General features: G+C 73.9%; 17 protein-coding genes and 1 pseudogene. 12 read left to right on the forward strand and 6 right to left on the reverse strand.

Annotated elements, in window-relative coordinates:
• Nucleotides 1-214: 214 nt before the first annotated feature.
• The gene (polA, locus tag MTF69_RS25985) at nucleotides 215-2,878 is read left to right on the forward strand and encodes a DNA polymerase I (RefSeq protein ID WP_243338584.1); all 2,664 of its coding nucleotides are present in this window, start codon (nucleotides 215-217) and stop codon (nucleotides 2,876-2,878) included.
• Nucleotides 2,879-2,916: 38 nt separating this feature from the next.
• Here the strand turns inward: polA and MTF69_RS25990 are convergent, their stop codons facing one another.
• Nucleotides 2,917-3,768 carry a DUF4184 family protein gene (locus MTF69_RS25990; RefSeq protein ID WP_243338277.1) on the reverse strand — a complete coding sequence of 284 codons (852 nt, stop codon included), beginning with the start codon at nucleotides 3,766-3,768 and terminating at the stop codon, nucleotides 2,917-2,919.
• Between the two features lie 188 nt (nucleotides 3,769-3,956).
• Between MTF69_RS25990 and MTF69_RS25995 the strand changes: the two genes are divergently transcribed.
• The 3 genes from MTF69_RS25995 (at nucleotide 3,957) to MTF69_RS26005 (ending at nucleotide 6,661) form a co-directional block, all read left to right on the forward strand.
• Nucleotides 3,957-5,360: a lytic transglycosylase domain-containing protein gene (locus MTF69_RS25995; RefSeq protein WP_374323824.1), complete on the forward strand. Its 1,404-nt coding sequence runs from the start codon at nucleotides 3,957-3,959 to the stop codon at nucleotides 5,358-5,360.
• A 168-nt stretch (nucleotides 5,361-5,528) separates the two neighbouring features.
• Nucleotides 5,529-5,669, forward strand: a complete 141-nt coding sequence (locus MTF69_RS26000; RefSeq protein ID WP_243338278.1) for an SPW_0924 family protein — start codon at nucleotides 5,529-5,531, stop codon at nucleotides 5,667-5,669.
• 14 nt (nucleotides 5,670-5,683) lie between these two features.
• Complete coding sequence (locus MTF69_RS26005; RefSeq protein ID WP_243338280.1) at nucleotides 5,684-6,661, forward strand: DUF3068 domain-containing protein; 978 nt, start codon at nucleotides 5,684-5,686, stop codon at nucleotides 6,659-6,661.
• On the opposite strand, the gene MTF69_RS26010 is transcribed toward MTF69_RS26005, so the two are convergent.
• Nucleotides 6,651-9,371 (reverse strand): ATP-dependent RNA helicase, encoded by a 2,721-nt coding sequence (locus MTF69_RS26010; RefSeq protein ID WP_243338587.1) that lies wholly within the window; start codon nucleotides 9,369-9,371, stop codon nucleotides 6,651-6,653. The two genes, MTF69_RS26005 and MTF69_RS26010, sit on opposite strands and share 11 nt — an antisense overlap.
• Nucleotides 9,372-9,390: 19 nt before the next feature.
• Nucleotides 9,391-10,239 carry a class I SAM-dependent methyltransferase gene (locus MTF69_RS26015; protein ID WP_243338281.1) on the reverse strand — a complete coding sequence of 283 codons (849 nt, stop codon included), beginning with the start codon at nucleotides 10,237-10,239 and terminating at the stop codon, nucleotides 9,391-9,393.
• Nucleotides 10,240-10,597: 358 nt separating this feature from the next.
• On the opposite strand from MTF69_RS26015, the gene rpsA reads away from it, so the two are divergent.
• From rpsA to MTF69_RS26040, 5 genes and pseudogenes are all read left to right on the forward strand, one after another.
• Nucleotides 10,598-12,115, forward strand: a complete 1,518-nt coding sequence (gene rpsA, locus MTF69_RS26020) for a 30S ribosomal protein S1 (RefSeq protein ID WP_243338283.1) — start codon at nucleotides 10,598-10,600, stop codon at nucleotides 12,113-12,115.
• 193 nt (nucleotides 12,116-12,308) lie between these two features.
• Nucleotides 12,309-13,247 (forward strand): PAC2 family protein, encoded by a 939-nt coding sequence (locus MTF69_RS26025; RefSeq protein WP_243338284.1) that lies wholly within the window; start codon nucleotides 12,309-12,311, stop codon nucleotides 13,245-13,247.
• 120 nt (nucleotides 13,248-13,367) lie between these two features.
• Nucleotides 13,368-13,976, forward strand: a complete 609-nt coding sequence (gene coaE, locus MTF69_RS26030) for a dephospho-CoA kinase (RefSeq protein ID WP_243338285.1) — start codon at nucleotides 13,368-13,370, stop codon at nucleotides 13,974-13,976.
• 983 nt (nucleotides 13,977-14,959) lie between these two features.
• A pseudogene (locus MTF69_RS26035) lies at nucleotides 14,960-15,542 on the forward strand (alpha/beta hydrolase fold domain-containing protein).
• 58 nt (nucleotides 15,543-15,600) lie between these two features.
• On the forward strand, nucleotides 15,601-15,996 hold the full coding sequence (locus MTF69_RS26040; protein WP_243338289.1) for a tetratricopeptide repeat protein: 396 nt from the start codon (nucleotides 15,601-15,603) through the stop codon (nucleotides 15,994-15,996).
• 72 nt (nucleotides 15,997-16,068) lie between these two features.
• On the opposite strand, the gene MTF69_RS26045 is transcribed toward MTF69_RS26040, so the two are convergent.
• Both MTF69_RS26045 and MTF69_RS26050 read right to left on the reverse strand, forming a co-directional pair.
• A complete protein-coding gene (locus MTF69_RS26045; protein WP_243338589.1) occupies nucleotides 16,069-16,326 on the reverse strand; it encodes a DUF6343 family protein in 258 nt (85 codons plus the stop codon).
• Between the two features lie 83 nt (nucleotides 16,327-16,409).
• Nucleotides 16,410-17,066, reverse strand: coding sequence for a hypothetical protein (locus MTF69_RS26050; RefSeq protein ID WP_243338292.1), 657 nt, complete (start codon nucleotides 17,064-17,066; stop codon nucleotides 16,410-16,412).
• 147 nt (nucleotides 17,067-17,213) lie between these two features.
• On the opposite strand from MTF69_RS26050, the gene MTF69_RS43025 reads away from it, so the two are divergent.
• The 3 genes from MTF69_RS43025 to MTF69_RS26065 all read left to right on the forward strand — a co-directional run bounded on the left by MTF69_RS43025 (nucleotide 17,214) and on the right by MTF69_RS26065 (nucleotide 23,311).
• A complete protein-coding gene (locus tag MTF69_RS43025) occupies nucleotides 17,214-18,566 on the forward strand; it encodes a helix-turn-helix transcriptional regulator (RefSeq protein WP_279346258.1) in 1,353 nt (450 codons plus the stop codon).
• A gap of 627 nt (nucleotides 18,567-19,193) precedes the next feature.
• A complete protein-coding gene (locus MTF69_RS26060; protein ID WP_243338293.1) occupies nucleotides 19,194-22,106 on the forward strand; it encodes a DEAD/DEAH box helicase in 2,913 nt (970 codons plus the stop codon).
• Nucleotides 22,103-23,311: an SWIM zinc finger family protein gene (locus tag MTF69_RS26065; protein ID WP_243338296.1), complete on the forward strand. Its 1,209-nt coding sequence runs from the start codon at nucleotides 22,103-22,105 to the stop codon at nucleotides 23,309-23,311. Before MTF69_RS26060 ends, MTF69_RS26065 begins: the two co-directional genes overlap by 4 nt.
• Here MTF69_RS26065 and MTF69_RS26070 read toward each other — a convergent pair.
• Complete coding sequence (locus MTF69_RS26070) at nucleotides 23,292-23,837, reverse strand: 2-oxo-4-hydroxy-4-carboxy-5-ureidoimidazoline decarboxylase (RefSeq protein ID WP_243338297.1); 546 nt, start codon at nucleotides 23,835-23,837, stop codon at nucleotides 23,292-23,294. The genes MTF69_RS26065 and MTF69_RS26070 overlap by 20 nt on opposite strands.
• Between the last annotated feature and the right edge of the window lie 94 nt (nucleotides 23,838-23,931).

Consider the following 23,931-nt stretch of genomic DNA (forward strand, 5'->3'; position numbering starts at 1 on the left):
TCGTACGCATCCGATCCTGTCACGCTCCGTCCGCGGCGCCGACCCCGGATTTCAACGGCGCTCGCGGCGGCTGGTGCGAGGGGCGCTCCGGCCGGCCTCCTCGACCGGCCGCGCAGCCCGTCCGGATTTGTCAGTGGCGGCGCCTAGGATCGGGGGCGTGGCAGATTCAGCGAAGAAGACCGACCAGCCGACCGCAGCGGACCGCCCCCGCCTGATGCTCATGGACGGGCACTCCCTGGCGTACCGGGCGTTCTTCGCGCTGCCCGCGGAGAATTTCACCACCGCGACGGGGCAGCCGACCAACGCCATCTACGGGTTCGCGTCGATGCTGGCGAACACGCTGCGCGACGAGGCGCCCACGCACTTCGCGGTGGCGTTCGACGTGTCCCGCAAGACGTGGCGCTCGGCGGAGTTCCCCGAGTACAAGGCGAACCGCTCCAAGACCCCCGACGAGTTCAAGGGGCAGGTGGAGCTGATCGGCGAGCTCCTCGACGCGATGAGCGTGCCGCGCTTCGCGGTCGACGGCTTCGAGGCCGACGACGTGATCGCGACGCTCGCCACGCAGGCCGAGGCCCTCGGCTTCGACGTGCTGATCGTCACCGGTGACCGGGACTCCTTCCAGCTCGTCTCCGAGCACACCACCGTGCTCTACCCGACCAAGGGCGTCTCCGAGCTGACCCGCTTCACCCCCGAGAAGGTCGAGGAGAAGTACGGGCTCACCCCCCAGCAGTACCCGGACTTCGCGGCGCTGCGCGGCGACCCGTCCGACAACCTCCCCGGCATCCCGGGCGTCGGCGAGAAGACCGCAGCCAAGTGGATCACCCAGTTCGGGTCGTTCGCGGAGCTCGTGGAGCGCGCCGAGGAGGTCAAGGGCAAGGCCGGGCAGAACTTCCGCGACCACATGGACGCCGTGAAGCTCAACCGGGTCCTGACCGAGATGGTCAAGGACGTCGCCCTGCCCAAGACCCCCGCCGACCTGGCCCGCGCTCCCTACGACCGGACCGCCGTCACCGGTGTCCTGGACGTACTGGAGATCCGCAACGCCTCCCTGCGCGAGCGGCTGCTCGCCGTCGACCCGGGCGCCGCGGAGGAAGAGGCCCCCGCACCGGCCGCGGCCGCCGTCGAGCTGGACGGCTCCGTCCTGGGCGCCGGGGAGCTCGCGCCGTGGCTGGCGAGCCACGCGGGCAGCCCGCTCGGCATCTCCACCGTCGACAGCTGGGCGCTGGGCACCGGCAACGTCTCCGAGATCGCGCTGGCCTCGGCCGGGGGAGCCGCCGCCTGGTTCGAGCCGTCCGCGCTGGACGGGGCCGACGAGCAGGCCTTCGCCGCCTGGGCCGCCGACGCCGCAAAGCCCAAGGTGGTGCACAACGCCAAGGCCCTCATGCGGGTCTTCCCCGAGCACGGCTGGACCCTGGCCGGGGTCGCCATGGACACCGCGCTCGCCGCCTACCTGGTCAAGCCGGGCCGCCGCTCCTTCGCGCTGGACGTGCTCTCCCAGGAGTACCTGCACCGGGAGCTGGCGCCCGCCGCCGCCGACGGGCAGCTCGCCTTCGGAGCCGACGACACCGCCGAGGCCGAAGCCCTGATGGCGCAGGCCCGCGCCGTCCTGGACCTCGGCGACGCCTTCGCGGTGAAGCTGCCCGAGGTGGGCGCTGCCGGGCTGCTCCACGACATGGAGCTGCCCACCTCCGAGCTGCTGGCCCGCCTGGAGCGGGCCGGCATCGCCGTCGACCGGAGCCACCTGGAGGGCATGGAGCTGCAGTTCGCGGGCGCCGTGCAGCAGGCGGTGAAGGAGGCGCACGCGGCGGTGGGCCACGAGTTCAACCTCGGCTCGCCCAAGCAGCTCCAGGAGGTCTTCTTCGGCGAGCTGGACCTGCCGAAGACGAAGAAGACCAAGACCGGCTACACCACGGACGCCGACGCGCTCGCCTGGCTGGCCACCCAGACCGACCACGACCTGCCCGTGATCATGCTCCGCCACCGGGAGCAGGCCAAGCTGCGCGTCACCGTCGAGGGCCTGGTCAAGATGATCGCCGCCGACGGCCGGGTGCACACCAGCTTCAGCCAGACCGTCGCCGCGACCGGACGGCTGTCCTCCACCGACCCCAACCTGCAGAACGTGCCGGTGCGCACCGACGAGGGCCGGGCCATCCGCCGCGGCTTCGTCGTCGGCGAGGGCTACGAATCCCTCATGACCGCGGACTACAGCCAGATCGAGCTGCGCGTCATGGCCCACCTCTCCGAGGACGAGGGCCTGCTCGAAGCCTTCCAGTCGGGCGAGGACCTGCACACCACCGTCGCCTCCCAGGTGTTCGGCGTCGAGCGCTCCGAGGTCGACGCCGAGATGCGGCGCAAGATCAAGGCCATGTCCTACGGTCTTGCCTACGGGCTCTCCGCGTTCGGCCTCGCCCAGCAGCTGAACATCGAGCCCGGTGAGGCCCGCGGCCTGATGGAGACCTTCTTCGAGCGCTTCGGCGGAGTCCGGGACTACCTGGGCCGCGTCGTCGAGGAGGCCCGCGCCACCGGCTACACGGCCACTGTCTTCGGCCGCCGCCGCTACCTCCCGGACCTCAACAGCGACAACCGCCAGCGCCGCGAGGCCGCCGAGCGGATGGCGCTGAACGCGCCGATCCAGGGCACCGCCGCCGACATCGTCAAGGTCGCGATGCTGCGCGTGGACAAGGCGATCACCGGGGCCGGGCTGAAATCGCGGATGCTGCTCCAGGTCCACGACGAAATCGTGCTGGAGATCGCGCCCGGAGAGCGCGAGCAGGTCGAGGAGCTCGTGCGGCGCGAGATGGCCGCCGCCGTCGACCTGCGGGCCCCGCTGGACGTGTCCGTGGGCGTCGGTCCCGACTGGGAGTCCGCCGCGCACTGACCGCCCGAGCCCGTGGTCCGGGCAGCGCCCGTCCCCGCCTACGCGGTGGGGACGGGCGTTCTCGTGTCCTCCTCCGTGCGGTCGCGGACCCGCCGGGGGCGCAGGCGCACGAGGACCCCGTACAGCACCAGCCCCACGGCGAGGCCGCCGCCCGCGCCGAAACAGACGGTCGGGATGATGTCGAGCGGGCTGCGGATCCGGTCGAAGAAGGTGAAGAAGCGCAGCACGCGCAGGGTGACCCCGACCGTCACGCAGACGAGCACCAGGGCGAGCGCGCCCCACACCTCGGCCCGGCCGAGCACCGGGACGGACGCGGGGGCCGGCGAGTCCGGCAGCCGGCGCAGCGCGGTCGCCGTGAACCAGACCAGGAAGCAGGCCGCGAGCGCCGAAGTCCCGTACTGCAGGTACGAGTAGAGGGGCAGCCCGAAGGCGAGCGGCTCGCCCAGCTCCGGCAGGATGCGCGTCCCGAAGCGGTCGACGTGCGTGAAGGCGTCCCACACCACGTGCGTGAGGGAGCCGATGACCGCCGAGAGGTAGAACCAGAGGGCCAGCGCGGGCAGTCGGCGCCCGCGCCACTCCTCGCCCCGGACGAAGGCGTGCACCCTGCCCTGCCGCCCGCGGGGCAGGAGTGCGATCAGCGGCTCGCGCAGCAGCAGCCAGCACGCCGAGAGGACGGCGGTCAGGACCGCGTCGGTGGTCAGGATGCCGGGCAGGGAGTGCGTGAAGGTGCTGTACGGCCCCAGGCCCGAGACCACCGTGTCGGCGAAGTAGAAGGTGTCCGGAGCGAACGACCCGAGGACCAGGGCCGATCCGACGAGGGGGCCGCGGGCGCGACCGGACCTGCGGAGGGCCGGAAGCACGGCGGCCGCGTGGCTGAGAGTGAACGGCATGGGACCTTGTCTCGGGGGCTCGGCTCATCGACCGGTGCGGTCCGGTGCGATCGGGTGCCTCCAGTATCGGTGGCCTGCGGAACTGTTGAGGAAATGAGGAAATCGTGAATTCCCGCCCACGATGCGTGCCCTGTTCAGCGAGTTGACGTAGGGTCACGCGGACGTCTAGGGGGAGGGGGGTCCGGCTCATGACGGCTCGGATTCGGATACCGGCACGCGCGGCCGCGGGGATGTCGACCCGGCTCGGCCGGGTGGTGCGCAAGGGCGGGGCCGCCGTGTTCGTCTCCGCTCTCGTGGCCGCCGTGCTGACCGCCTCGCAGGGGCCGGTCGCGGCCGGCGCGGACGCGTCCGCGGCTGCGGGGCCCGCGCCCGTGCCCGACGGCTCCGCGGGGGACGGCTCCTACTACACCGCGCTGCCGCCGCTGGTGAGCCCCGAGCCGCCGGCCGTGCTGCTGCCCGAGGACGGGGCGGCGCCGCCGCCCGTGGTGCCGGCCGCCGCGGATCCGGGGGCGCGGGGCGAGCCCGTGGCCATGGGCGGGGCCGAGGGCGCGCAGGGCATACCGGCGACCGTGCTCGCCGCGTACCGGGGTGCGGAGCAGGCGGTCGGCAGGAACGACCCCGGATGCGGACTGCGCTGGCAGCTCCTCGCGGCGATCGGCAAGGTCGAGTCCGGGCAGGCGCGCGGCGGCCAGGTCGACGCCTCCGGTACGACGCTGCGGCCGATCCGGGGGCCCGTCCTCGACGGCAACGGCTTCGCGAACATCTCGGACACCGACGGCGGGGTCTTCGACGGGGACTCCCGCTACGACCGTGCGATCGGGCCGATGCAGTTCATCCCGTCCACGTGGGCCTCGTGGGGCCAGGACGCCAACGGGGACGGCCGGCGGGATCCCAACAACGTGCACGACGCCGCGCTCGCGGCGGGCCGCTACCTGTGCGCCGGTACGCGTGACCTGCGGGTGGACGCGGACCTGGACCGGGCCGTGCTGTCGTACAACCACTCCTCCGCGTACCTGCGGACGGTGCGGTCGTGGTTCACGTACTACCTCAAGGGCGCGCACGAGGTCCCGGACGGCCGTGGCGGTGGGGCCGGTGCGGGTACCGGTACGGGTGGCAGTGGCGACCCGGCGGTGACACCCCCGAAGCCGAGCCCGAGCCCGACGCCCAAGCCCACGCCTTCGCCGACGCCGAGCCCGACGCCGAAGCCGACTCCGAGCCCGAAGCCCACGCCGAGCCCGAAGCCCACGCCGAGCCCGACGCCTACGCCGAGCCCGACGCCCACGCCGAGCCCGACACCGACTCCGAAGCCGACGCCTACGCCGAGCCCCACACCTACCCCGAGCCCCACACCGACGCCGAGCCCGACGCCTACGCCGAGCCCGACTCCGACGCCGAGCCCTTCGCCGACGACGAGCCCCACCCCGAGCCCGACGCCGACCACCTCGACGACGCCCGAGCCCGCTCCGAAGCCCACGGCTTCGGCCTCCCCGTCGCCGAAGCCCACGCCTTCGGCCAAGCCGTCGCCCAAGCCGTCGCCGAAGCCGTCACCGTCCGCGTCCGCCGCCGCTCCGGCGCCCACGCCGGCCCCCTGACGCCCCTGACGCGCACCGGCCCCGCCTCCTGAAGGGGTGCGGGGCCCCGGCGTGCCCCCGTGCGGCCCGGATCCCCGCGCGAGCAGTGGCGCAAACGGTTCTCATCTGTCACCCGCATTGCTACGGTGCCACCGCCCTGACGACCAATCAGATTCCGGAGGCCCCGGCATGCGCGCATTCGTCGCCGCCGCCAGCGGTCTCGTCCTCGCGGTGCTCCTCGTCTTCGCCATCACGGCGACGGGTGCGCCGGAAGGCAAGACCTCACCGAAGCCCCTGCTCACCACCGCGCCCGCCGCGCCCGGAAAGTAGAGGAGGGCCCGGCCATGCGACGCAGAGCAAGCCTCGTCCTGCTAGCCGTAGCCGTGTTCTGTGCAGCCCTCGCACCGCTGCTGCGCTGGTACGCGTACCCCAGGCTCGCGAAGATCCCGCCGAGCCAGTACCAGGAGATGGTGCTGGAGGCGAAGGACGCGACCCTCGTCGACTACTCCACCCTGCAGCCCAAGAAGGTCGACAAGGTCACCATCATCCAGACCCTCAAGGGCAACGTCGAGGCGTCGAAGTCGATCGAGGCCAGCGCCGGCAAGGACGTCGTGGTCTGGGACACGCTGACCTACATCATGGGACCGGACGGGAAGATGGTCTCCCAGATCCCCGAGCGCTACATCTTCGACGCCCACAGCCAGGACCCGGTGCACGCCACCGGCGAGGCCGTGGACGGGGACCCGGTCAAGCGCGAGGGCATCGAGTTCAAGTGGCCGTTCTTCACCGAGCCGCGCGACTACCTCTACTTCGACGCGCAGACCCGCACCTCCTCGCCCATCCACTACGTCGGGCCGCGCAAGTTCAAGGGCATGGACGTCTACTACTTCGAGCAGACCGTGCCGTGGACGAAGGTCGGGCTCCCGAAGAAGATGCCGATCGAGGCCATCGACCCGGCGACGTTCGAGCAGACCACCGGAACCAGCCTCTGGTACACGACCAAGGCGATGTTCTGGGTCGACCCGGTGACCGGGGCTCCCGTCAACGCCGAGCAGGAGATCCAGCAGGAGATGCGCGGCGGGAGCATCGCGGGCAGCGCGCCCGACGGGAAGCTCACCGTCTTCGCCGGGCACGTGAAGATCCGCGAGGACTACAGCGACTACACCGTCGACCTGGTCAAGTCGAACCGGATCATGGTCCTCGCGCTGCACACGTACGCCCCGATCGGGCTGGCGGCCGGCGGGCTCGCGCTCTTCGGACTGGCCCTGCTGCTCGAGGCGCGCAGCCGGCGCCCCGAGCGGGAGGGGCCGCTCAGCGCTTGAGCCGGGCGTTGGTGTGCCGGGTGGGCTCGGCGGTCGCCGGGTCCTCGGGCCACGGGTGCTTGGGGTAGCGGCCGCGGAGCTCGGCGCGGACGGCGCGGTAGCCGCCCTGCCAGAAGGAAGCCAGGTCGGCGGTGACCGCCGCGGGCCGGCCGGCGGGCGACAGGAGATGGACGAGTACGGGGACGCCGGCGACCCGGGGGGTCTCGGCCAGCCCGAACAGTTCCTGCAGCTTGACCGCGAGGACGGGCTGCCCGTGCTCGGCGGCGTAGTCGACGCGGATCCGGGATCCGCTGGGCACCTCGATGCGCTCCGGGGCCAGCTCGTCGAGCCGGGCGGCCTCCCCGGTGGCCCAGGGGAGCAGCCGGTTCAGCGCCTGCCCCGCATCGATCCGCGCGAGGTCGCCGCGGCGGCGGGCCCGCGACAGCTCGGGCTCCAGCCAGTCGTCGGCCCGCTCCAGCAGCTCCCCGTCGTCCGCTACGTCGGGCCAGGGCGGGCCGAGCGTGCGGTGCAGGAAGCCGAGCCGGGCCCGGAGCCCCTCCGCGTCCGCGGTCCAGCGGAGGATCCCCAGCCCCTCGGTCCGGAGCCCGTCGAGGAGCGCGGCCCTGACGAGTGCGCGGTCGGGGTCGCGCAGGGGGCGCTGGGTGAGCTCAATGGCGCCGAGCCGTTCGACGGACCGGGCGACGAGGTCTCCGTCCTCCCAGTGGACCTCTTCGCCGGAGCGGTAGAGGTGGTCGGCGGCCGCTCGGGCGGTGTCCTCGTCGAGGAGGGCCGCGAGGCGGACGCGGGCGGACGCGGAGTGCGGGGGCCGGTCGGCGACCGCCACAGCCAGCCAGGGCGCGCTGCGCAGCCCGGACCCCTCGCCGAGCTCGGCCCCGGTCCCGGAGGCCATGAGGAAGGCTCCCTGACCCTTGGCCCTGGCCACCCGCTCGGGGAACGCCAGCGCGGCGACCAGCCCGGCGGCGGCATCGTCGGGGACAGGGTTTTCCCCCACCCCGCCCCTTCCCGCTGTGCCGGATTGCGGCTTCGCCGCGGGCGGGCTCTGCCCGGACCCGGCCCTCAAACGCCGGGCGGGCTGAAAATCAGCCTCGCCGGCGGTTGAGGCGTGGGGGCCCGGGGGCGGAGCCCCCGAAGGGGTCCGGGGTGCAGCCCCGGTTTCGGGAAGGGGCGGGGTGGGGGACTGCCCCGCAGGGCCGCCTTCAACCGCCGCGCGCTCCAGGCGCCTGGCCTCCGCGCGCCAGCGGGAGCTGTACGGGTCGCCGCCCGCGCGAGCGCGCCGCCAGGCCGCGGCCAGGTCGTCCCCGTACTCCCGCGGCGGCTCCTCGCTCAGCAGGGCCACCAGTTCCGCCGCCCGCCGGGGCCCCAGCGCGGCGGAGCCGTCGAGCAGCGCCCGGGCGAGGCGCGGGTGCAGGCCCAGCCGGGCCATCCGCAGCCCCCGGGGGGTCGGCCGTCCCGCAGGGGACACCGCGCCCACCGCGAGCAGCACCTCCCGGGCCGCGGCCATCGCTCCGGCCGGCGGCGGATCGAGGAGGGCCAGGCCGGTCGCGTCCGGGTCGCCCCAGCAGGCGGCCTGGAGGGCGAACTGCGCGAGGTCCGCGATCCGGATCTCGGGGGAGGGGTACGCGGGCAGCCGCCCGTCCTCCGCTTCGGCCCAGCAGCGGTACACCGTGCCCGGGGCCTCGCGCCCGGCCCGGCCCGCGCGCTGGCGGCCGGCCGCACGGGACGCCCGTACGGTGGCCAGCGCTCCCAGACCCCGGGCGTGGTCGACCCGGGGTTCGCGGGCCAGCCCCGAGTCCACGACGATCCGTACGCCGGGCACGGTCAGGCTCGACTCCGCGACGGCGGTGGAGAGGATGACCCGGCGGTGCGGCGCGGGGGACAGCGCCGCGTCCTGGACGGAGGCCGGGGCGCGGCCGTGTATCTGGAGGACCTCCGCGTCGGCCGCGCCGAGCTGCCCGGCGACCCGGGCGATCTCACCGACGCCGGGCAGGAAGCAGAGGATGTCGCCGGAACGTTCCGCCAGCGCCCGCCGCACCACCGAGGCCACGTGCGTGAGCTGCGCCGGATCCACCCGCATCCCGTGCGGCGGCCGCACCGGGCGGGCCGGCGGGGCCCACACGGTCTCCACCGCGTAGGAGACGCCGGCCGCCTCCACGACGGGCGCACCCCCGGGGCTGCCGCGTCCCAGAACCTGTGCCCAGCCGGCCGCGTCGGTGGTCGCCGAGGCCGCGAGGAGCCGCAGCTCCGGGCGCAGGGTCTCCCGTACGTCCAGGAGGAAGGCGGCGACCGTGTCGGCGTCGAGGTGCCGCTCGTGGCACTCGTCCAGGATCACCAGATCGGCCCCGGACAGCTCCTGGTCGCGCTGGAGCCGCTGGAGCAGCACCCCGGTGGTGACCACCTCGACCACGGTGGACGGCCCCACCACCCGCTCCCCGCGCACCGTGAAGCCCACGGACGCGCCGACCTGCTCGCCGAGCAGCCACGCCATCCGCCGGGCGGCCGCGCGGGCGGCGATCCGGCGGGGTTCGGCGACCACGACCCGGCGGCGCGGGCCGCCCCCCACCAGCCCCGCGAGCACCAGCGGCACCAGCGTGGTCTTGCCGGTGCCGGGCGGGGCGCACAGCACGGCGGCGCCGTGGGCGTCCAGCGCCGAGACGAGCGCGGGCAGGGCTTCCCGTACGGGAAGGGCGTCGAGGTCGGCCGTACGGATCACGCGCTGTCCCGTCACCGGCTCAGTCCCGCTCGCACACGAAGATCGCCGTACCGGGGATGAGGTTGCCGCGCAGCGGGGACCAGCCGCCCCACTCCTGGCTGTTCCAGGCGGGCCACTCCGGCTCGACCAGGTCGACGAGGCGGAAGCCGCCCGCGACCACGTCCCGTACCCGGTCGCCGAGGGTGCGGTGGTGCTCCACGTACACGGCGCGGCCCTGCTCGTCCTGTTCGACGTACGGGGTGCGGTCGAAGTAGGAGGCGGCGACGGAGAGCCCCTCGGGACCGGGTTCGTCGGGGAAGGCCCAGCGGATCGGGTGGGTGACGGAGAAGACCCAGCGGCCGCCGGGGCGCAGGACGCGGCGCACCTCGCGCATGACGTTCACGGGGTCGGCGACGAAGGGGACGGCGCCGTAGGCGGAGCAGGCGAGGTCGAAGGAGCCGTCGCGGAAGGGCAGGCGCCCGGCGTCGGCCTCGACCAGCGGGACGTCATCGCCGATCCGCAGGGCGTGCTGGAGCTGGCGGTGGGAGAGGTCCAGGGCGACGGGGCGGGCGCCCTGGGCGGCCAGCCAGCGCGAGCACTGGGCGGCGCCGGCGCCGATCTCCAGGACGTCCTTGCCCTTGAGGGCGGCGGCGGGCCCGAGGAGGGCCGCTTCCGCCTCGTCCAGGCCCTCGGGTCCCCAGACGAAGCGGTCGTCGCCGAGGAAGGCGCCGTGCTCGCTCTGGTACTCGTCGGCGTTGCGGTCCCACCAGCCCCGGCTCGCCCGGCTGCTCTCCGCGTCCCCCGCGTCACGCCGGGTGGCCTCGGAATCGTCTTCGGCGGCCGATCCGGCTTCGTACGCCTCTTCGGGGGCGTAGTCCTCTTGGTTCATGGGGCCCGTCGTCGTAGTCTGCGAATGTCTGCGGAAAGCGGGCGGGAAGGGCCATCGGCGCCTGCCTGCCCACTAATTGTGCCGGTTGTGCGGTGATCCGCCCGGGGTGTGTGCCTTCGCGCATTGACCCTGTCCGGCTACCCCCGTATGCTACAAGTTGCGCTGCGAGCCTGTGCTCCTCAGACCTAGCAGGCTGCGCTTGTATCTGTTGATGACCCCTCGGTTTTCGAGGCCCCCACCCCGCACTTCGCGGAACTGGGGCTTCCTTGGCTGTCCGGCTTCTTCGGCAGATGCCGATAAGGGCTCCCGGCGTAGCAGTACCTACGACTTTCTGTCCGTAACCGGAGCCCTTACCCACATGACGAGCAGCACCGAGACCACCGCCACCACCCCGCAGGTTGCGGTCAACGACATCGGTGACGAGGCAGCGTTCCTCGCCGCGATCGACGAGACGATCAAGTACTTCAACGACGGCGACATCGTCGACGGCGTCATCGTGAAGGTCGACCGTGACGAGGTCCTCCTCGACATCGGTTACAAGACCGAGGGCGTCATCCCGAGCCGCGAGCTCTCGATCAAGCACGATGTCGACCCGAACGAGGTCGTCAAGGTCGGCGACGAGATCGAGGCCCTTGTTCTCCAGAAGGAGGACAAGGAAGGCCGTCTGATCCTGTCCAAGAAGCGTGCGCAGTACGAGCGCGCCTGGGGCACGATCGAGAAGATCAAGGAAGAAGACGGCATCGTCACCGGTACCGTCATCGAGGTCGTCAAGGGTGGTCTCATCCTCGACATCGGCCTCCGTGGCTTCCTGCCGGCCTCCCTCGTCGAGATGCGTCGCGTCCGCGACCTCCAGCCCTACGTGGGCAAGGAGCTCGAGGCGAAGATCATCGAGCTGGACAAGAACCGCAACAACGTGGTCCTGTCCCGCCGTGCCTGGCTCGAGCAGACCCAGTCCGAGGTTCGCCAGACGTTCCTCACCACCCTGCAGAAGGGTCAGGTCCGCTCCGGCGTCGTTTCCTCGATCGTCAACTTCGGTGCCTTCGTGGACCTGGGTGGCGTCGACGGTCTCGTCCACGTCTCCGAGCTGTCCTGGAAGCACATCGACCACCCGTCCGAGGTTGTCGAGGTCGGCCAGGAAGTCACCGTCGAGGTCCTCGACGTCGACATGGACCGCGAGCGCGTCTCCCTGTCGCTGAAGGCGACGCAGGAAGACCCGTGGCAGCAGTTCGCCCGGACGCACCAGATCGGTCAGGTCGTCCCGGGTAAGGTCACCAAGCTGGTTCCGTTCGGTGCGTTCGTCCGCGTGGACGAGGGCATCGAGGGTCTGGTCCACATCTCCGAGCTGGCCGAGCGCCACGTGGAGATCCCGGAGCAGGTCGTCCAGGTCAACGACGAGATCTTCGTCAAGGTCATCGACATCGACCTCGAGCGTCGCCGGATCTCGCTGTCGCTGAAGCAGGCCAACGAGTCCTTCGGTGCCGACCCGGCCTCGGTCGAGTTCGACCCGACCCTCTACGGTATGGCTGCCTCGTACGACGACGCGGGCAACTACATCTACCCCGAGGGCTTCGACCCCGAGACCAACGACTGGCTCGAGGGCTTCGACAAGCAGCGCGAAGCCTGGGAGGGCCAGTACGCCGAGGCGCAGACGCGCTTCGAGCAGCACCAGGCTCAGGTCATCAAGAGCCGCGAGGCCGACGAGGCCGCCGCTGCCGAGGGTGCGGCCGCTCCGGCCGCGGGCAGCAGCAGCAGCGCCGGTGCGGGCATCTCGGGTGGTTCGTACTCCTCCGAGGGTGCGGACGAGACCTCTGGCGCCCTGGCGTCCGACGAGGCCCTCGCCGCGCTCCGCGAGAAGCTGGCCGGCGGCCAGAGCTGATCGCAGCAGCACGGCGTGAGCTGAGCTGATCTTCACCGGAAGGCCCGTCCCCTCAGGGGGGCGGGCCTTTCCGCGTGGTGCGGCCGTGCCGCCGTTCCGGTGAACACCGCCTCGTGAATACCGTCAACTGGGGAATGGTCACGAGTCCTTGGACGTTCTTGCCAGAGAACGCGGCGGAGGAGGAGTGGTGGCGGTGCTTGATCCACAGGGTTTGTACGAATGGGACGCCAAGGGCCTGGCGGTGGCCGACCTGGCGCTTGCCCAGGACTCGGCCGGGCTGGTCATGCTCTACCACTTCGAGGGGTACATAGACGCGGGTGAAACCGGCGAGCAGATCGTCGAGCGGCTGCTCGACGCGCTGCCCCACCAGGTCGTGGCCCGGTTCGACGCGGACCGCCTGGTGGACTACCGGGCGCGCCGTCCGCTGCTGACCTTCCAGCGCGACCACTGGACGGAGTTCGAGGAGCCCCTGCTCGAGGTGCGCCTCGTCCAGGACGCCACGGGCGCGCCCTTCCTGCTGCTGTCCGGCCCCGAGCCGGACGTGGAGTGGGAGCGTTTCTGCGTCGCCGTCCGTCAGATCGTCGAGCGCCTGGGCGTGCGGCTCTCCGTCAACTTCCACGGCATCCCCATGGGCGTCCCGCACACCCGCCCCGTCGGGATCACCCCGCACGGCAACCGGACCGACCTCATGCCGGGACACCGCAGCCCCTTCGACGAGGCCCAGGTCCCCGGCAGCGCCGAGTCGCTGGTCGAGTTCCGCCTCGGTCAGGCCGGGCACGACGTGCTGGGCGTCGCCGCCCACGTACCGCACTACGTGGCGCGCTCCCCGTATCCCGACGCCGCGCTGACCGCCCTGGAGGCGATCACCGCCGCGACGGGGCTGGTCCTGCCGTCGGTCGCGCACGCGCTGCGCACCGAGGCACACCGCACGCAGACGGAGATCGACCGGCAGATCCGGGAGGGCGACGAGGAGCTGGTCAGCCTGGTGCAGGGGCTGGAGCACCAGTACGACGCGGCGGCCGGGGCCGAGACCCGGGGCAACATGATCGCGGAGCCCGCGGAGATTCCGTCGGCGGACGAGATCGGCCTCGAGTTCGAGCGGTTCCTGGCGGAGCGCGAGGGCGAAGGCTGAGGTTGAGGCTGGCGCAGAGACTGACGCCGAGGGCCGACGCCGAGACTGACGCCGAGGCCGAGGAAGGCTCGGGCCGGGGGTCTGTACGGGGCCCAGGACGCGGGGGCTAGTCTGCCGGGCATGTTGAAAGTTGGCCTGACAGGCGGAATCGGCGCCGGCAAGAGCGAGGTCTCGCGGCTGCTGGCGGGGTACGGGGCGGTCGTCGTGGACGCCGACCGGATCGCGCGGGAGGTCGTGGAGCCGGGTACGTCCGGGCTCGCGGCGGTGGTGGAGGCCTTCGGGGAGTCCGTACTGAATCCGCAGGGCGGGCTGGACCGGCCGAAGCTGGGGTCGATCGTGTTCGCCGACCCGGCGAAGCTGCGGATCCTCAACGGGATCGTGCACCCGCTGGTCGGGGCCCGGTCGGCGGAGCTGGAAGCAGCCGCGGGGCCCGACGCGATCGTGGTGCACGACGTACCGCTGCTCGCGGAGAACGGGCTCGCCCCGCTGTACGACCTGGTCGTCGTCGTGGACGCGGCGCCCGCCACCCAGCTCGCCCGGCTCACGGGGCTGCGGGGCATGGAGGAGTCGGAGGCCCGGGCCCGGATGGCCGCGCAGGCCACGCGCGAACAGCGGCTGGCCGTAGCCACGCTCGTGATCGACAACGACGGGCCGCTGGAGGCGCTGGAGCCGCAGGTGCGCAAGGTGTGGGAGGAACTCACGGCGCGGGCGGCGGGCGGCGGGGCATGACGGGTGCTGCGTGAGGCTGATCGTGACGGGTGACGGGTGACGGGTGACGGGTGACCGTGACCTGTGCGGGGTGGCCCGTGGTGCCTGGTCCCCGTAGCCCGTGGCCGTCGCCCCTGGCCGGTGGCACGTGGCCGGTAGCCCGTAGCCGGTGGCACGTAGCCCCTGGCCCGTGGCCGTCGCCCCTGGCCGGTGGCACGTGGCCGGTAGCCCGTAGCCGGTGGCACGTAGCCCCTGGCCCGTGGCCGTCGCCCCTGGCCGGTGGCACGTGGCCGGTAGCCCCTGGCCGGTGGCCCGTGGCCCGTGGCCGGTGGCTCGTAGCCCGTGCCCGTAGCCGGTGGCACGTGGCCGTAGCCCCTGGCCGGTGGCACGTGGCCGGTAGCCGATAGCCGGTGGCCCGTAGCCCGTAGCCCGTAGCCCGTGGCCGGTGGCACGTAGCCCGTCGCGCATGCCGGTGAGGGGTGTCCCTTGGCCCGCCCTCAGGACTTGCGCGGGACTCGGCGCCCGGGGAAAGTGCCGGGCGGGTTCCGTTTCCGACCCGGGAGGGCAGGGCGGCCGCTACTCGCCGGCCGGCCCGCGGTGGCGGCATCCGCGGCGTGACCGCACGACGCGAGGCACGGAGCCGAACCGCCGCTCCCGAGCGTTCTGGGCACGTCCCGCCGACGAAGGGTGCCGCGCATGCCCGTTGACCCGCCCATCGCAGCCGTGCTCGACCAGGTCAACGCCCACCCGGCCCCCCCGGGTCATCGACACCGATCCCGAGGTGCTGCGCGAGCTGAACCGCCGGATGGGCGCAGGCCTCGCGCTCCCGGACCCGATCGAGGTCGGCTCGGTGCAGGACACGGTCGTGCCCGGACCCGCCGGGCGGATCCCCGTCCGCGTCTACCGGCCCGAAGGCGACGGACCCGTTCCCACGGTGGTCTTCCTCCACGGCGGCGGCTGGCTCACCGGCGGCCTCGGCACCCACAAACGACGTCACCCGGCGGATGTGCCGCGACGTGCACGCCGTGGTCGTGGCCGTCGACTACGGCCTGGCCCCCGAGCACCCCTTCCCCGCCGCCGCCCACCACGTCGCCGACCGCATCGACGACTACGGCGGCCGCCGCGACCGCCTCGCCGTGGCCGGTGACAGCGCCGGAGGCAACCTGCGACGAAGGCCGGCCGCTCGCCGCACAGCTCCTGGTCCACCCCGCCACCGACTTCGTCGGCGACCACCCCTCACGCACCGAGAACGCCACCGGCTACGTCCTCGGCACCCAGGACGTCCTGGACCTCCAACACCTCTACGCGGGCGACGACCCCGCCGTCCGCGGCTCCCTCCGGGTCTCCCCGCTGCGCGCCGAGAGGTCCACCGACCTCGCCCCCGCGGTGATCGGCACCGCCCCGTACGACTCCCTGCGCGACGAGGGCCATGCCTACGCCGGAGCCCTCACCGACGCCGACGTGGACGTCTTCGCCCGTATCTACGACGGACTGATCCACACCTTCCGCAACCTCTTCCCCGTCTCCCCGGCCGACGACGCCGCCGTCGCCGAGCTGTACGCCCAACTCGAGGACCGGCTCGGCTGACGGAATAGCGGGCGGTGCGCGGGGCGTTGAACGCGGCTGTAGAGGGAAGGAACAGACCGTGTCCGACACCACGCCGCAGCTCCCGCCGCCCCCTCGGTCCGCCTCGCCCGAGACGCACGTCATCGACTACCGGGCAGCGGAGCAGCTCCTCGCCGCGCGCGACCCGCGCGGTGCGGTGAAGCTGCTCGACTCGGTCATAGCCGCCCACCCGGAGAACACGGCGGCCCGGCTGCTGCGCGCCCGGGCCTTCTTCGCCGCCGCCCAATTGCGGCCGGCGGAGCTGGAGTTCGAGATCGTGCTGGAGCGGGAGCCGGACAACGCGTTCGCCCACTTCGCGCTGGCCCGCACCCACGAGCGCGCCGGCCGGCCGGACCAGGCCCGCAAGCACTTCCGCCTCGCGGCCGCCCTGGACCCCCAGCCGGACTACCTGGCGGCGGCCCGCTTCGAGAAGTAGCCCGGCAGGGCTCCGGGCGGTGCTCCGGGCAGGGCTCCGGGCCGGGCTCGATCCGAAAGAGACGACGGCTGCCTAGCGACCCGGGGGCTCGTACGGAGGGATGTCGCGGCCCGGCTGGTAGTGCGGGCCCTGGTGGATGCGGCGGAGCACCACGGCCAGGTCCACGGCCGCGAGTACGGCGACGGCGGCGCAGGCCGCCGCCCACCCGGGCCGGGCGGCGAGCGAGAACGCCGCCGCCCCGGCACCGGACCAGATCAGGCCCCACAGGCTCAGCCAGAAGCGCAGCCGCAGCGCGCTGCGGGCGGTCACCGGCTCGTTTCCGCTGCGCATGGCCATCGCCGCCTCGGCGTCGTCGCCCACCCCGGCTCCCCTGTCCCTTCCATGGTCCCACCGGGGGCGTGGCGCGTCGCGCGTCAGGGGTTGAGCTTGTTCACGGCCCTGACGGTCGTCTTCTTGAAGGCCGGGAGGGGCGCCTCGTGCAGGTACCCCATCTGCCCCCACCTCACGAACGTCACCGTGGAGCCGTCGCGCCCGATGCCGAACAGGTGGACGCCGGGCTCGGATTCCGGCATGGAGGTGTGCACCCCGTAGACGTGCGCGCCTTCCTCGACGCTGAGCTTCCCGTAGTCCTGCCAGGAGGCGGTACCGCCGGGCATGGTCCGCAGCCAGTCGGCGGCGCAGGCCGCCACCTTGCGCTCCAGGGCCGCCTTGAGCTTCATGGCCGCGGCGCTGGAGGACGTACGTACGGACACCTGTACCGCGTTCGTGTCGAACTCGGTGCCGAAGTCGCGGTACCAGCTCCCGGTGGCGGGGAGCACGCCGTCCGCGCAGAACGGCGGGAACTCGGGCAGCCCCTTGGTGACCTTCCCGGCGTACCAGGCGGAGCCGGGGTGCGGGGGCAGATCGGTGCCGGCCAGGAACCCGGGCGCGGTGACGGCGGCCGTGGAGGTGGTGGAGGCGGCGAGGACGAGGGCGGTGGCGGCGGCCGCGGTGGCCGCGAGAACGGCGGTGGTCCGGGCGGTCCGGGCGGTCCGGGCGGATCGGGTGGATCGGGCGGTGCGTCGGAACATGGTCGGTTCTCCCCGTGTGGTTCGTGACGGTGCGGCGGTGTGTCTGGAGAAGGCTGTACCCCGGATCGGGCCCATGCCGACGGTTCGGGACGAACTCGGGACGATGGAACGGCCGTACGCACCGTCAGCTGCGGGAACATCCTTGGCATGGAACGGAACTCCGGGACGGGGAGATCGGCCGAGGCGCAGGCGTTCGCGCGGTCGATGAGGGAACTGAAGGAGCGGAGCGGGCGGAGCTACGGGGCCCTCGCGCGGGGGCTCCACACGAGCACGTCGACCCTGCACCGGTACTGCAGCGGTGAGGCGCTGCCCGCGGAGTTCGCGGTGGTGGACCGCTTCGCGCGGGCCTGCGGGGCGACGCCGGCGGAGGCGGTGGAACTGCACCGGGCCTGGCTGCTGGCGGACGCGCGGCGGCGGGCGGTCTCGGTGGTGGACGCGTCACCCGTGGGTGAGGGGGACCGGGCGGACCCGGAAGCCGACCCGGAGGCGGCGGCCCCGGATCCCGGTGTTGCGGCGGCGCCGCAGCCGCGCCGGTCCGGGCGCCGGCTGCTGCTGGCCGGGGCGGTGGCGGCCGCGGTCGTGGCCCTCGCGGTGGGTGTCGGATGGCTTCCGCAGACGGGTCAGGGCCACCGGGCAGCACCCCAGGCCGGACCGACGGCGCCGGTGGCGGCCACGGGTACGGCCGGGGTTGCGGGGACGGCCGGGCCGACGAGGTCGGCGACCGCTCCCGAAGGGACCGCGCCCGCGGCGACGCCGACGGGCCCGGCGCCGGGCGCCTCCACGAGCGGTTCCACGAGCGGTTCCACGAGCGGTTCCACGGGCGGTTCCACGGGCGCGACGGGATCGCCGACCGGGCCCGCGGCGACGGGCGGCCCCTCGCCGGCCTCCCCGCCCCTGCGCGCGGCCGTACGGTCGCACGTGTGGGCGGCGGCCTGCGACCACGCGTACCTCGCCGAGCCGGCGCCCTCGGCGGTGCCCCCGCCCCCGCTGGAGGCGGACGCGCCCGCGTGGGCGGCGGGGCGCGGAGCCGTCCACGCGGGGACGCAGATCGTCGAGGTCACCCTGCTGGGCACGGGGCCGGACGCGGTGGTCCTGGAGGACTTGGAGGTACGGGTGGCCGGGCGGCGGTCCCCGCTGCCGTGGAACGTCTACGAGATGTCGCAGGGCTGCGGCGGAGGGCTCACCCCGGCCGGGTTCGCGGTCAACCTGGACGCACCGCGCCCACTCGCCCGGCCGGTGGCCGGCAACAACGAGGGGGAGGAGATCGCGGCACCCGCCTTCCCGCTCCGGGTCTCGGCCACCGAACCGGCCGTCCTGCGGGTGGTGGCGAGCAGCACCGGATGCGACTGCGACTGGTACCTGGACCTCCGCTGGAGCGGCCCCACCGGCTCCGGCACCCTCCGCCTGGACGAGGACGGCCGACCCTGGCGCATCTCCGCCGTCTCCTCGGACCGTCCGGTCTACGGGTACGCCCACGAGCGGGGACGCTGGGACCGCTGAACCCCCGGGCTGCCGAGCTGCCGAGCCGCTGGGCTCCCGGGTCGCCGGGCCCCCGGCCCCGAGCCTCAGGGCCGCTGGGCCTCGGGCTGCCGGATCGCCGGACCGCCCGGCCGCCGGACCGCGGGCCGCCGGGCTTACCGGACCGTTGGGCTGCTGGGCCCTCGGGTCCTCGGGTCCTCGGGTCCCCGGGTCCCCGGGTCCCCGGGTCCCCGGTCCTCGGTCCCCGGGCCCCCGCGCCCCAGGGCCGCCGGGCCTCGGGCTGCCGGATCGCCCGGCCGCCGGACCGCGGGCCGCCGGGCTACCGGACCGTTGGGCTGCTGGGCTGCTGGGCTGCTGGGCTGCTGGGCTGCTGGGCCCTTGGGCCCCCAGGCCCCCGAGCCCCAGGCCCCCAGGCCCCCTGGCCCCCGAGACTCAGGGCCGCTGGGCCTCGGGCTGCCGGATCGGACGGCCGCCGGAGCGGTGGGTCGGCGGGGTATGGGCCGTCGGGTTCGCGGAGTTCCGGATCTTCGGGGAACGTGCAGCTCAGCGGCGTTGTCAGTGCTCCCGCCTAGACTCGACGGCAGACGGGATCCGTCTGACCGCGAAGGTGATGAAGGAGACCGCGCAGAGCGCGAGAGGGGGGACGCGATGGCCACGCCGACGACGCGGCACGCACCGGCGCAGCCGTCCGTGCCGGGGGCGGCTTCCGCCCTGCCGCGGCACGCCGCCGTGTTCCTCCCCGCCGCCGTGCCCCGCGAGAGCCGCATCGCGTTCTGGGCCCCCGACGGGGACGCCCTGCCCGCCGAAGGCACCCCGGACACGCTCCAGGTGGTCCGTCCCCATGGCGAGGGCATCCGTACCCGCACGGTGCCCGCCGTCACGCTGACGGTCACCGCCGCACTGCCCGTGCTCGTCCGCGCGGTCCGCAGGCCCGCCACGCATCCCGCGACCCGCGCCTGGGGGACCGCCGCCGTCCAGGCGCTGTCGCTCGTCGCGCGGGGCCGGCTGCTGCCGGGGGTGACCCCCGGGGGTGTCGACGCCTGGCGGGCCGGGCCGCTGGACGCCGAGGACATCGGGCATCTGCGCGCGGTCGCCGCCGCCCTGCCCCACGAGGGGTACGCCACCCCGCTCGCCGGACGCCGCCCGCTCCACCTGCCCGAACCGGAGGCGCTGGTCAGGGCGTTCCTCGACGCCGTCGCCGACAGCCTGCCCCGGACCCCCGCGGCGCCCTTCGCCGCGGGCCGGCCGTTCGCCGCCCGCGAGCCGCAGCAGGTCCCGGGGATACGGGACTGGGCCGCGCAGGTCGCCTCGGGCGCGGACACCGGAGTCGGGATCTCGCTCCGCCTCGACCTGTCCTCCTTCCGCCTCTTCGACGAGGCCGAGACCAGTACGGAACCGGCGCAGGACGTGCGCCGCGCCGGGGCCGCCGTCGTCCAGGTGCACAGCCTCGCCGACCCGACCCTGGTCACGGACGCGGCGATGCTCTGGGCGGGCGCCGCCGCAGCCGGCTTCGGACCCCGCGCCCGGATCGACGCCGTCCTCGCGCTGCGCCGGGCGGCCCGGGTCTGGCCGCCGCTGCTGCGGCTGCTGGACCAGCAGGTCCCCGATGTGCTGGCCCTCTCGGACCCCGAGCTCGAAGACCTGCTCGGCCGGGCCGCGACCCGGCTGGCGGAGGCCGGAGTCCTGGTCCACTGGCCGCGCGAGCTGGCTCGTACGCTGTCCGCGACCGCGGTCGTACGGTCCACCGCGCCCGGTTCCGCCACCGACGGCACCGCCTTCTTCGACGCCGAGCACCTCTTCGCCTTCTCCTGGGAGCTGGCGCTCGGCGGGGACCGGCTCACCCCGGGGGAGATGGACGCGCTCGCGCAGGCCCACCGGCCCGTGGTGCGGCTGCGCGACCAGTGGGTGCGGGTCGATCCGGAGCTGGTGCGCAAGGCGCGCAAGCGGGAGCTTGGTCTGCTGGACCCGGTGGACGCGCTGGCCGCCGTACTGACGGGGACGGCCGAGGTCGAGGGGGAGCCCGTGGCCGCGGTGCCCGTGGGGGCGCTGGCCGCCCTGCGGGACCGGCTGACCGGGGAGCTGGCGCCGCTGCCCCAGCCGGCCGGGCTCAAGGCCACCCTGCGCGACTACCAGGCCCGCGGGCTCGCCTGGCTGGACCTGATGACCTCGCTCGGACTCGGCGGCTGCCTCGCCGACGACATGGGCCTGGGCAAGACCGTCACCCTGATCGCGCTCCACCTGCACCGCGACCGTCCCGAGCCGACGCTGGTGGTCTGCCCGGCCTCGCTGCTGGGCAACTGGCAGCGGGAGATCGAGAGGTTCGCCCCCGGCACGCCGGTGCGCCGCTTCCACGGCGCCGGCCGCAGCCTCGAAGGGCTGGCCGACCAGCCCGCCGGGGGATTCGTCCTCACCACCTACGGAACCATGCGCGCGGGAGCGGCCCGGCTGGCCGAACAGCCCTGGGGCATGGTCGTCGCGGACGAGGCCCAGCACGTCAAGAACCCGCACTCGGCGACCGCGAAGGCGCTGCGCACGATCCCGGCGCCGGCCCGGGTCGCGCTGACCGGCACCCCGGTGGAGAACAACCTCTCGGAGCTGTGGGCGCTCCTCGACTGGACCACGCCCGGACTGCTCGGCCCGCTCACCGCGTTCCGGGCCCGGCACGCCCGGCCCGTGGAGCACCAGACGGAGGAGGACGGGGGCAACGAGGCGGCGGTCGCCCGACTGGCCGCGCTGGTCCGGCCCTTCCTGCTGCGGCGCAAGAAGTCCGATCCCGGTATCGCGCCCGAGCTGCCGCCGAAGACGGAGACCGACCACCCCGTGTCCCTGACCCGCGAGCAGGCCTCCCTCTACCAGGCCGCGGTCGACGAGGCGATGGCCGTGATCGGCGCGAGCGAGGGCATCGAGCGGCGCGGCATGATCATGAAACTGCTGGCCTCGCTCAAGCAGATCTGCAACCACCCCGCCCAGTATTTGAAAGAGCACAGCTTGAAAGAGCACAGCTTGAAGGAGGCGGAGCCACGCATCGCGCACCGCTCCGGGAAGCTGGCCCTCCTCGACGAGCTGCTCGACACGATCCTGGCCGAGGGCGGCTCGGTCCTGGTCTTCACGCAGTACGTGACGATGGCCCGGCTCATCGAGCGTCACCTGACGGCGCGCGGGATCTCCCACCAACTGCTGCACGGGGGCACGCCCGTTCCGCGCCGCGAGGAGCTCGTGGACCGCTTCCAGGCGGGCGAGGTGCCCGTGTTCCTGCTCTCCCTCAAGGCGGCCGGTACCGGCCTCAACCTCACCCGCGCCGGCCACGTCATCCACTACGACCGCTGGTGGAACCCGGCCGTCGAGGAACAGGCCACCGACCGCGCCTACCGGATCGGCCAGACCCAGCCCGTCCAGGTCCACCGCATCATCGCCGAAGGCACTGTCGAGGACCGGATCGCCGAAATGCTGGAGGCGAAGCGGGCGCTGGCCGATGCCGTCCTCGGCTCCGGCGAGACGGCGCTGACCGAGCTCACCGACCGCGAGCTGGCCGACCTGGTCTCCCTGCGCAGGCCCGTATGATCACCGCGCGCGACGACCGCCGCCGCACCTTCGAGACCGTGCCGCCGGGGGTGGAGGCCGTCAGCTGGTGGGGCCGGGCCTGGGTGTCCGCGCTGGAGGCGGTGGCCGGTGACGGAGCCCGCCTGACCCGGGGGCGGACGTACGCCGCCGAGGGCCACGTCGACGCCGTCACCATCACGCCTGGCCGGATCGTGGCCTACGTACGGGGCAGCCGGCCGCGGCCGTACCGCACCGAGCTGTCCCTGCCCGCCTTCTCGGACACCGAGTGGAGCGAGCTGCTGGAATCTGTGGTGGCCGATCCGACGGCGCTCGCCGCGCTGCTGGAGCGGGAGGTCCCGGAGTCCCTCGCCGAGTCGGTGCTGCCCGGTGCGGGAGAGCTCGTGCCGCGCTGCTCCTGCCCCGACGTCGCCCGCCCGCCCTGCAAGCACGCCGCCGCCCTGTGCTACCGCGCGGCCCGGCTCCTGGACTCCGACCCCTTCGTCCTGCTCCTGCTGCGCGGCCGCGGCGAGCGGGAGCTGCTGGAGGAGCTCACCCGCCGCAACGCCGCCCAGGCCGCGCGCGAACAGCCCGACGGGACACCGGACTTCCCCGGCGTACCGGCCCGTGGAGCGCTCGCCCGTACCGTCCTGCCGCCGCTGCCCGCTCCCCTGGCGGCGCCCTCCGCCGTCGGGCTGCCGCCCGCGTACCCGGCCGACCCGGCGGCACCGGACCCGCTCGCCCTGGACCAGCTCGCCGGGGACGCGGCCGCCCGCGCCCTGGCTCTGCTGCGCACCGCCGAGGATCCGATGGCCGGGCTGAGCCGCTGGCAGGACGCCGTCCGGCTGGCCTCGGCCCACCCCACGGCCGGGCTCACCGGCGCCGCCCGCGCCCTCTACCGGGAGCTGGCCCACGCCACGGGACGCAGCACGACCGACCTGGCGCGGGGGGCGGCCGCCTGGAGGCAGGGCGGTCTGCCCGCCCTGCTCGCCCTCGAAGAGCCGTGGGACCCGCCGGCGGGCCCCTTCGACCGGGCCCGCCCTGCCCTTCTCGCCGCCGTCCAGGGCTCGTTCCGGCCCGACCGCAACCGGCTCACCGGCTCCTACCGCCAGCTCCGGCTCGGCCGGGACGGCCTCTGGTACTCGTACGAGAACCGCCTGGGCGACGACGACTGGTGGCCCACGAGCCGCCGCCCCTCCGCGGATCCGGTCATGGCCCTGCTGGGCTGAGCCCTGCCGCCCAGCGGTGGAGGGTGGCGAAGTCCTGGGGGCGCAGGCCGTGGCGGGGGTGGATGCGCAGGAGCAGGGCCGGGGCCGGGTGGTGGGCGGCGACCCAGGCGCGGTCCCGGGGCGTGATCAAGTCGTCGACCCAGGCGAAGGGGCGGCCGGCCGCCCATTCCACGAGCGGGCGGGTCTTCCAGAAGAGGCCGTCGGGGTCGCGGGTGAAGGGTTCCGGCCATTCGATGACAGGAAGATCAGCGGGTAGTCCGATGTGCGGGGAGATCAGCGTGTTGGCCTCGTGCGTCCAGGCGGTGGCCCAGGCGAGTTCGTAGGGCAGGGCCAGCAGCCGGGCGCCGTGGGCCGGGTGCAGGCGCACCCGCAGACCGCGCCTGGTGCTGCGGGATTCCGGTGCGCGGTAGGACAGCCAGATGCTCGGACGCATCCGGTGACTGGTGTATCCGCGGAGACCTGCGAGGCGGGACCGGAACGGATTGAGGGGGCCGTCCACGTCGAGGAGGAGCAGCGGGCGAGTCATGAAGTAGGGATTACCCAGTACACGATGGAGTGAAATGCCTACCGGCCCTATAACCCGAATGGGGTTACCGCGTTGTTTCCGGTACGGGTGCAAG

Source organism: Streptomyces sp. AP-93 (assembly GCF_022808175.1).
Classification (GTDB): Bacteria; Actinomycetota; Actinomycetes; order Streptomycetales; family Streptomycetaceae; genus Streptomyces.

Coding starts and splice junctions, on each gene's coding strand:
- polA (WP_243338584.1), top strand. CDS start 215: ATGCTCATGGACGGGCACTCCCTGGCGTACCGGGCGTTCTTCGCGCTG.
- MTF69_RS25990 (WP_243338277.1), bottom strand. CDS start 3,768: ATGCCGTTCACTCTCAGCCACGCGGCCGCCGTGCTTCCGGCCCTCCGC.
- MTF69_RS25995 (WP_374323824.1), top strand. CDS start 3,957: ATGACGGCTCGGATTCGGATACCGGCACGCGCGGCCGCGGGGATGTCG.
- MTF69_RS26000 (WP_243338278.1), top strand. CDS start 5,529: ATGCGCGCATTCGTCGCCGCCGCCAGCGGTCTCGTCCTCGCGGTGCTC.
- MTF69_RS26005 (WP_243338280.1), top strand. CDS start 5,684: ATGCGACGCAGAGCAAGCCTCGTCCTGCTAGCCGTAGCCGTGTTCTGT.
- MTF69_RS26015 (WP_243338281.1), bottom strand. CDS start 10,239: ATGAACCAAGAGGACTACGCCCCCGAAGAGGCGTACGAAGCCGGATCG.
- rpsA (WP_243338283.1), top strand. CDS start 10,598: ATGACGAGCAGCACCGAGACCACCGCCACCACCCCGCAGGTTGCGGTC.
- coaE (WP_243338285.1), top strand. CDS start 13,368: ATGTTGAAAGTTGGCCTGACAGGCGGAATCGGCGCCGGCAAGAGCGAG.
- MTF69_RS26045 (WP_243338589.1), bottom strand. CDS start 16,326: ATGCGCAGCGGAAACGAGCCGGTGACCGCCCGCAGCGCGCTGCGGCTG.
- MTF69_RS26050 (WP_243338292.1), bottom strand. CDS start 17,066: ATGTTCCGACGCACCGCCCGATCCACCCGATCCGCCCGGACCGCCCGG.
- MTF69_RS43025 (WP_279346258.1), top strand. CDS start 17,214: ATGGAACGGAACTCCGGGACGGGGAGATCGGCCGAGGCGCAGGCGTTC.
- MTF69_RS26060 (WP_243338293.1), top strand. CDS start 19,194: ATGGCCACGCCGACGACGCGGCACGCACCGGCGCAGCCGTCCGTGCCG.
- MTF69_RS26065 (WP_243338296.1), top strand. CDS start 22,103: ATGATCACCGCGCGCGACGACCGCCGCCGCACCTTCGAGACCGTGCCG.
- MTF69_RS26070 (WP_243338297.1), bottom strand. CDS start 23,837: ATGACTCGCCCGCTGCTCCTCCTCGACGTGGACGGCCCCCTCAATCCG.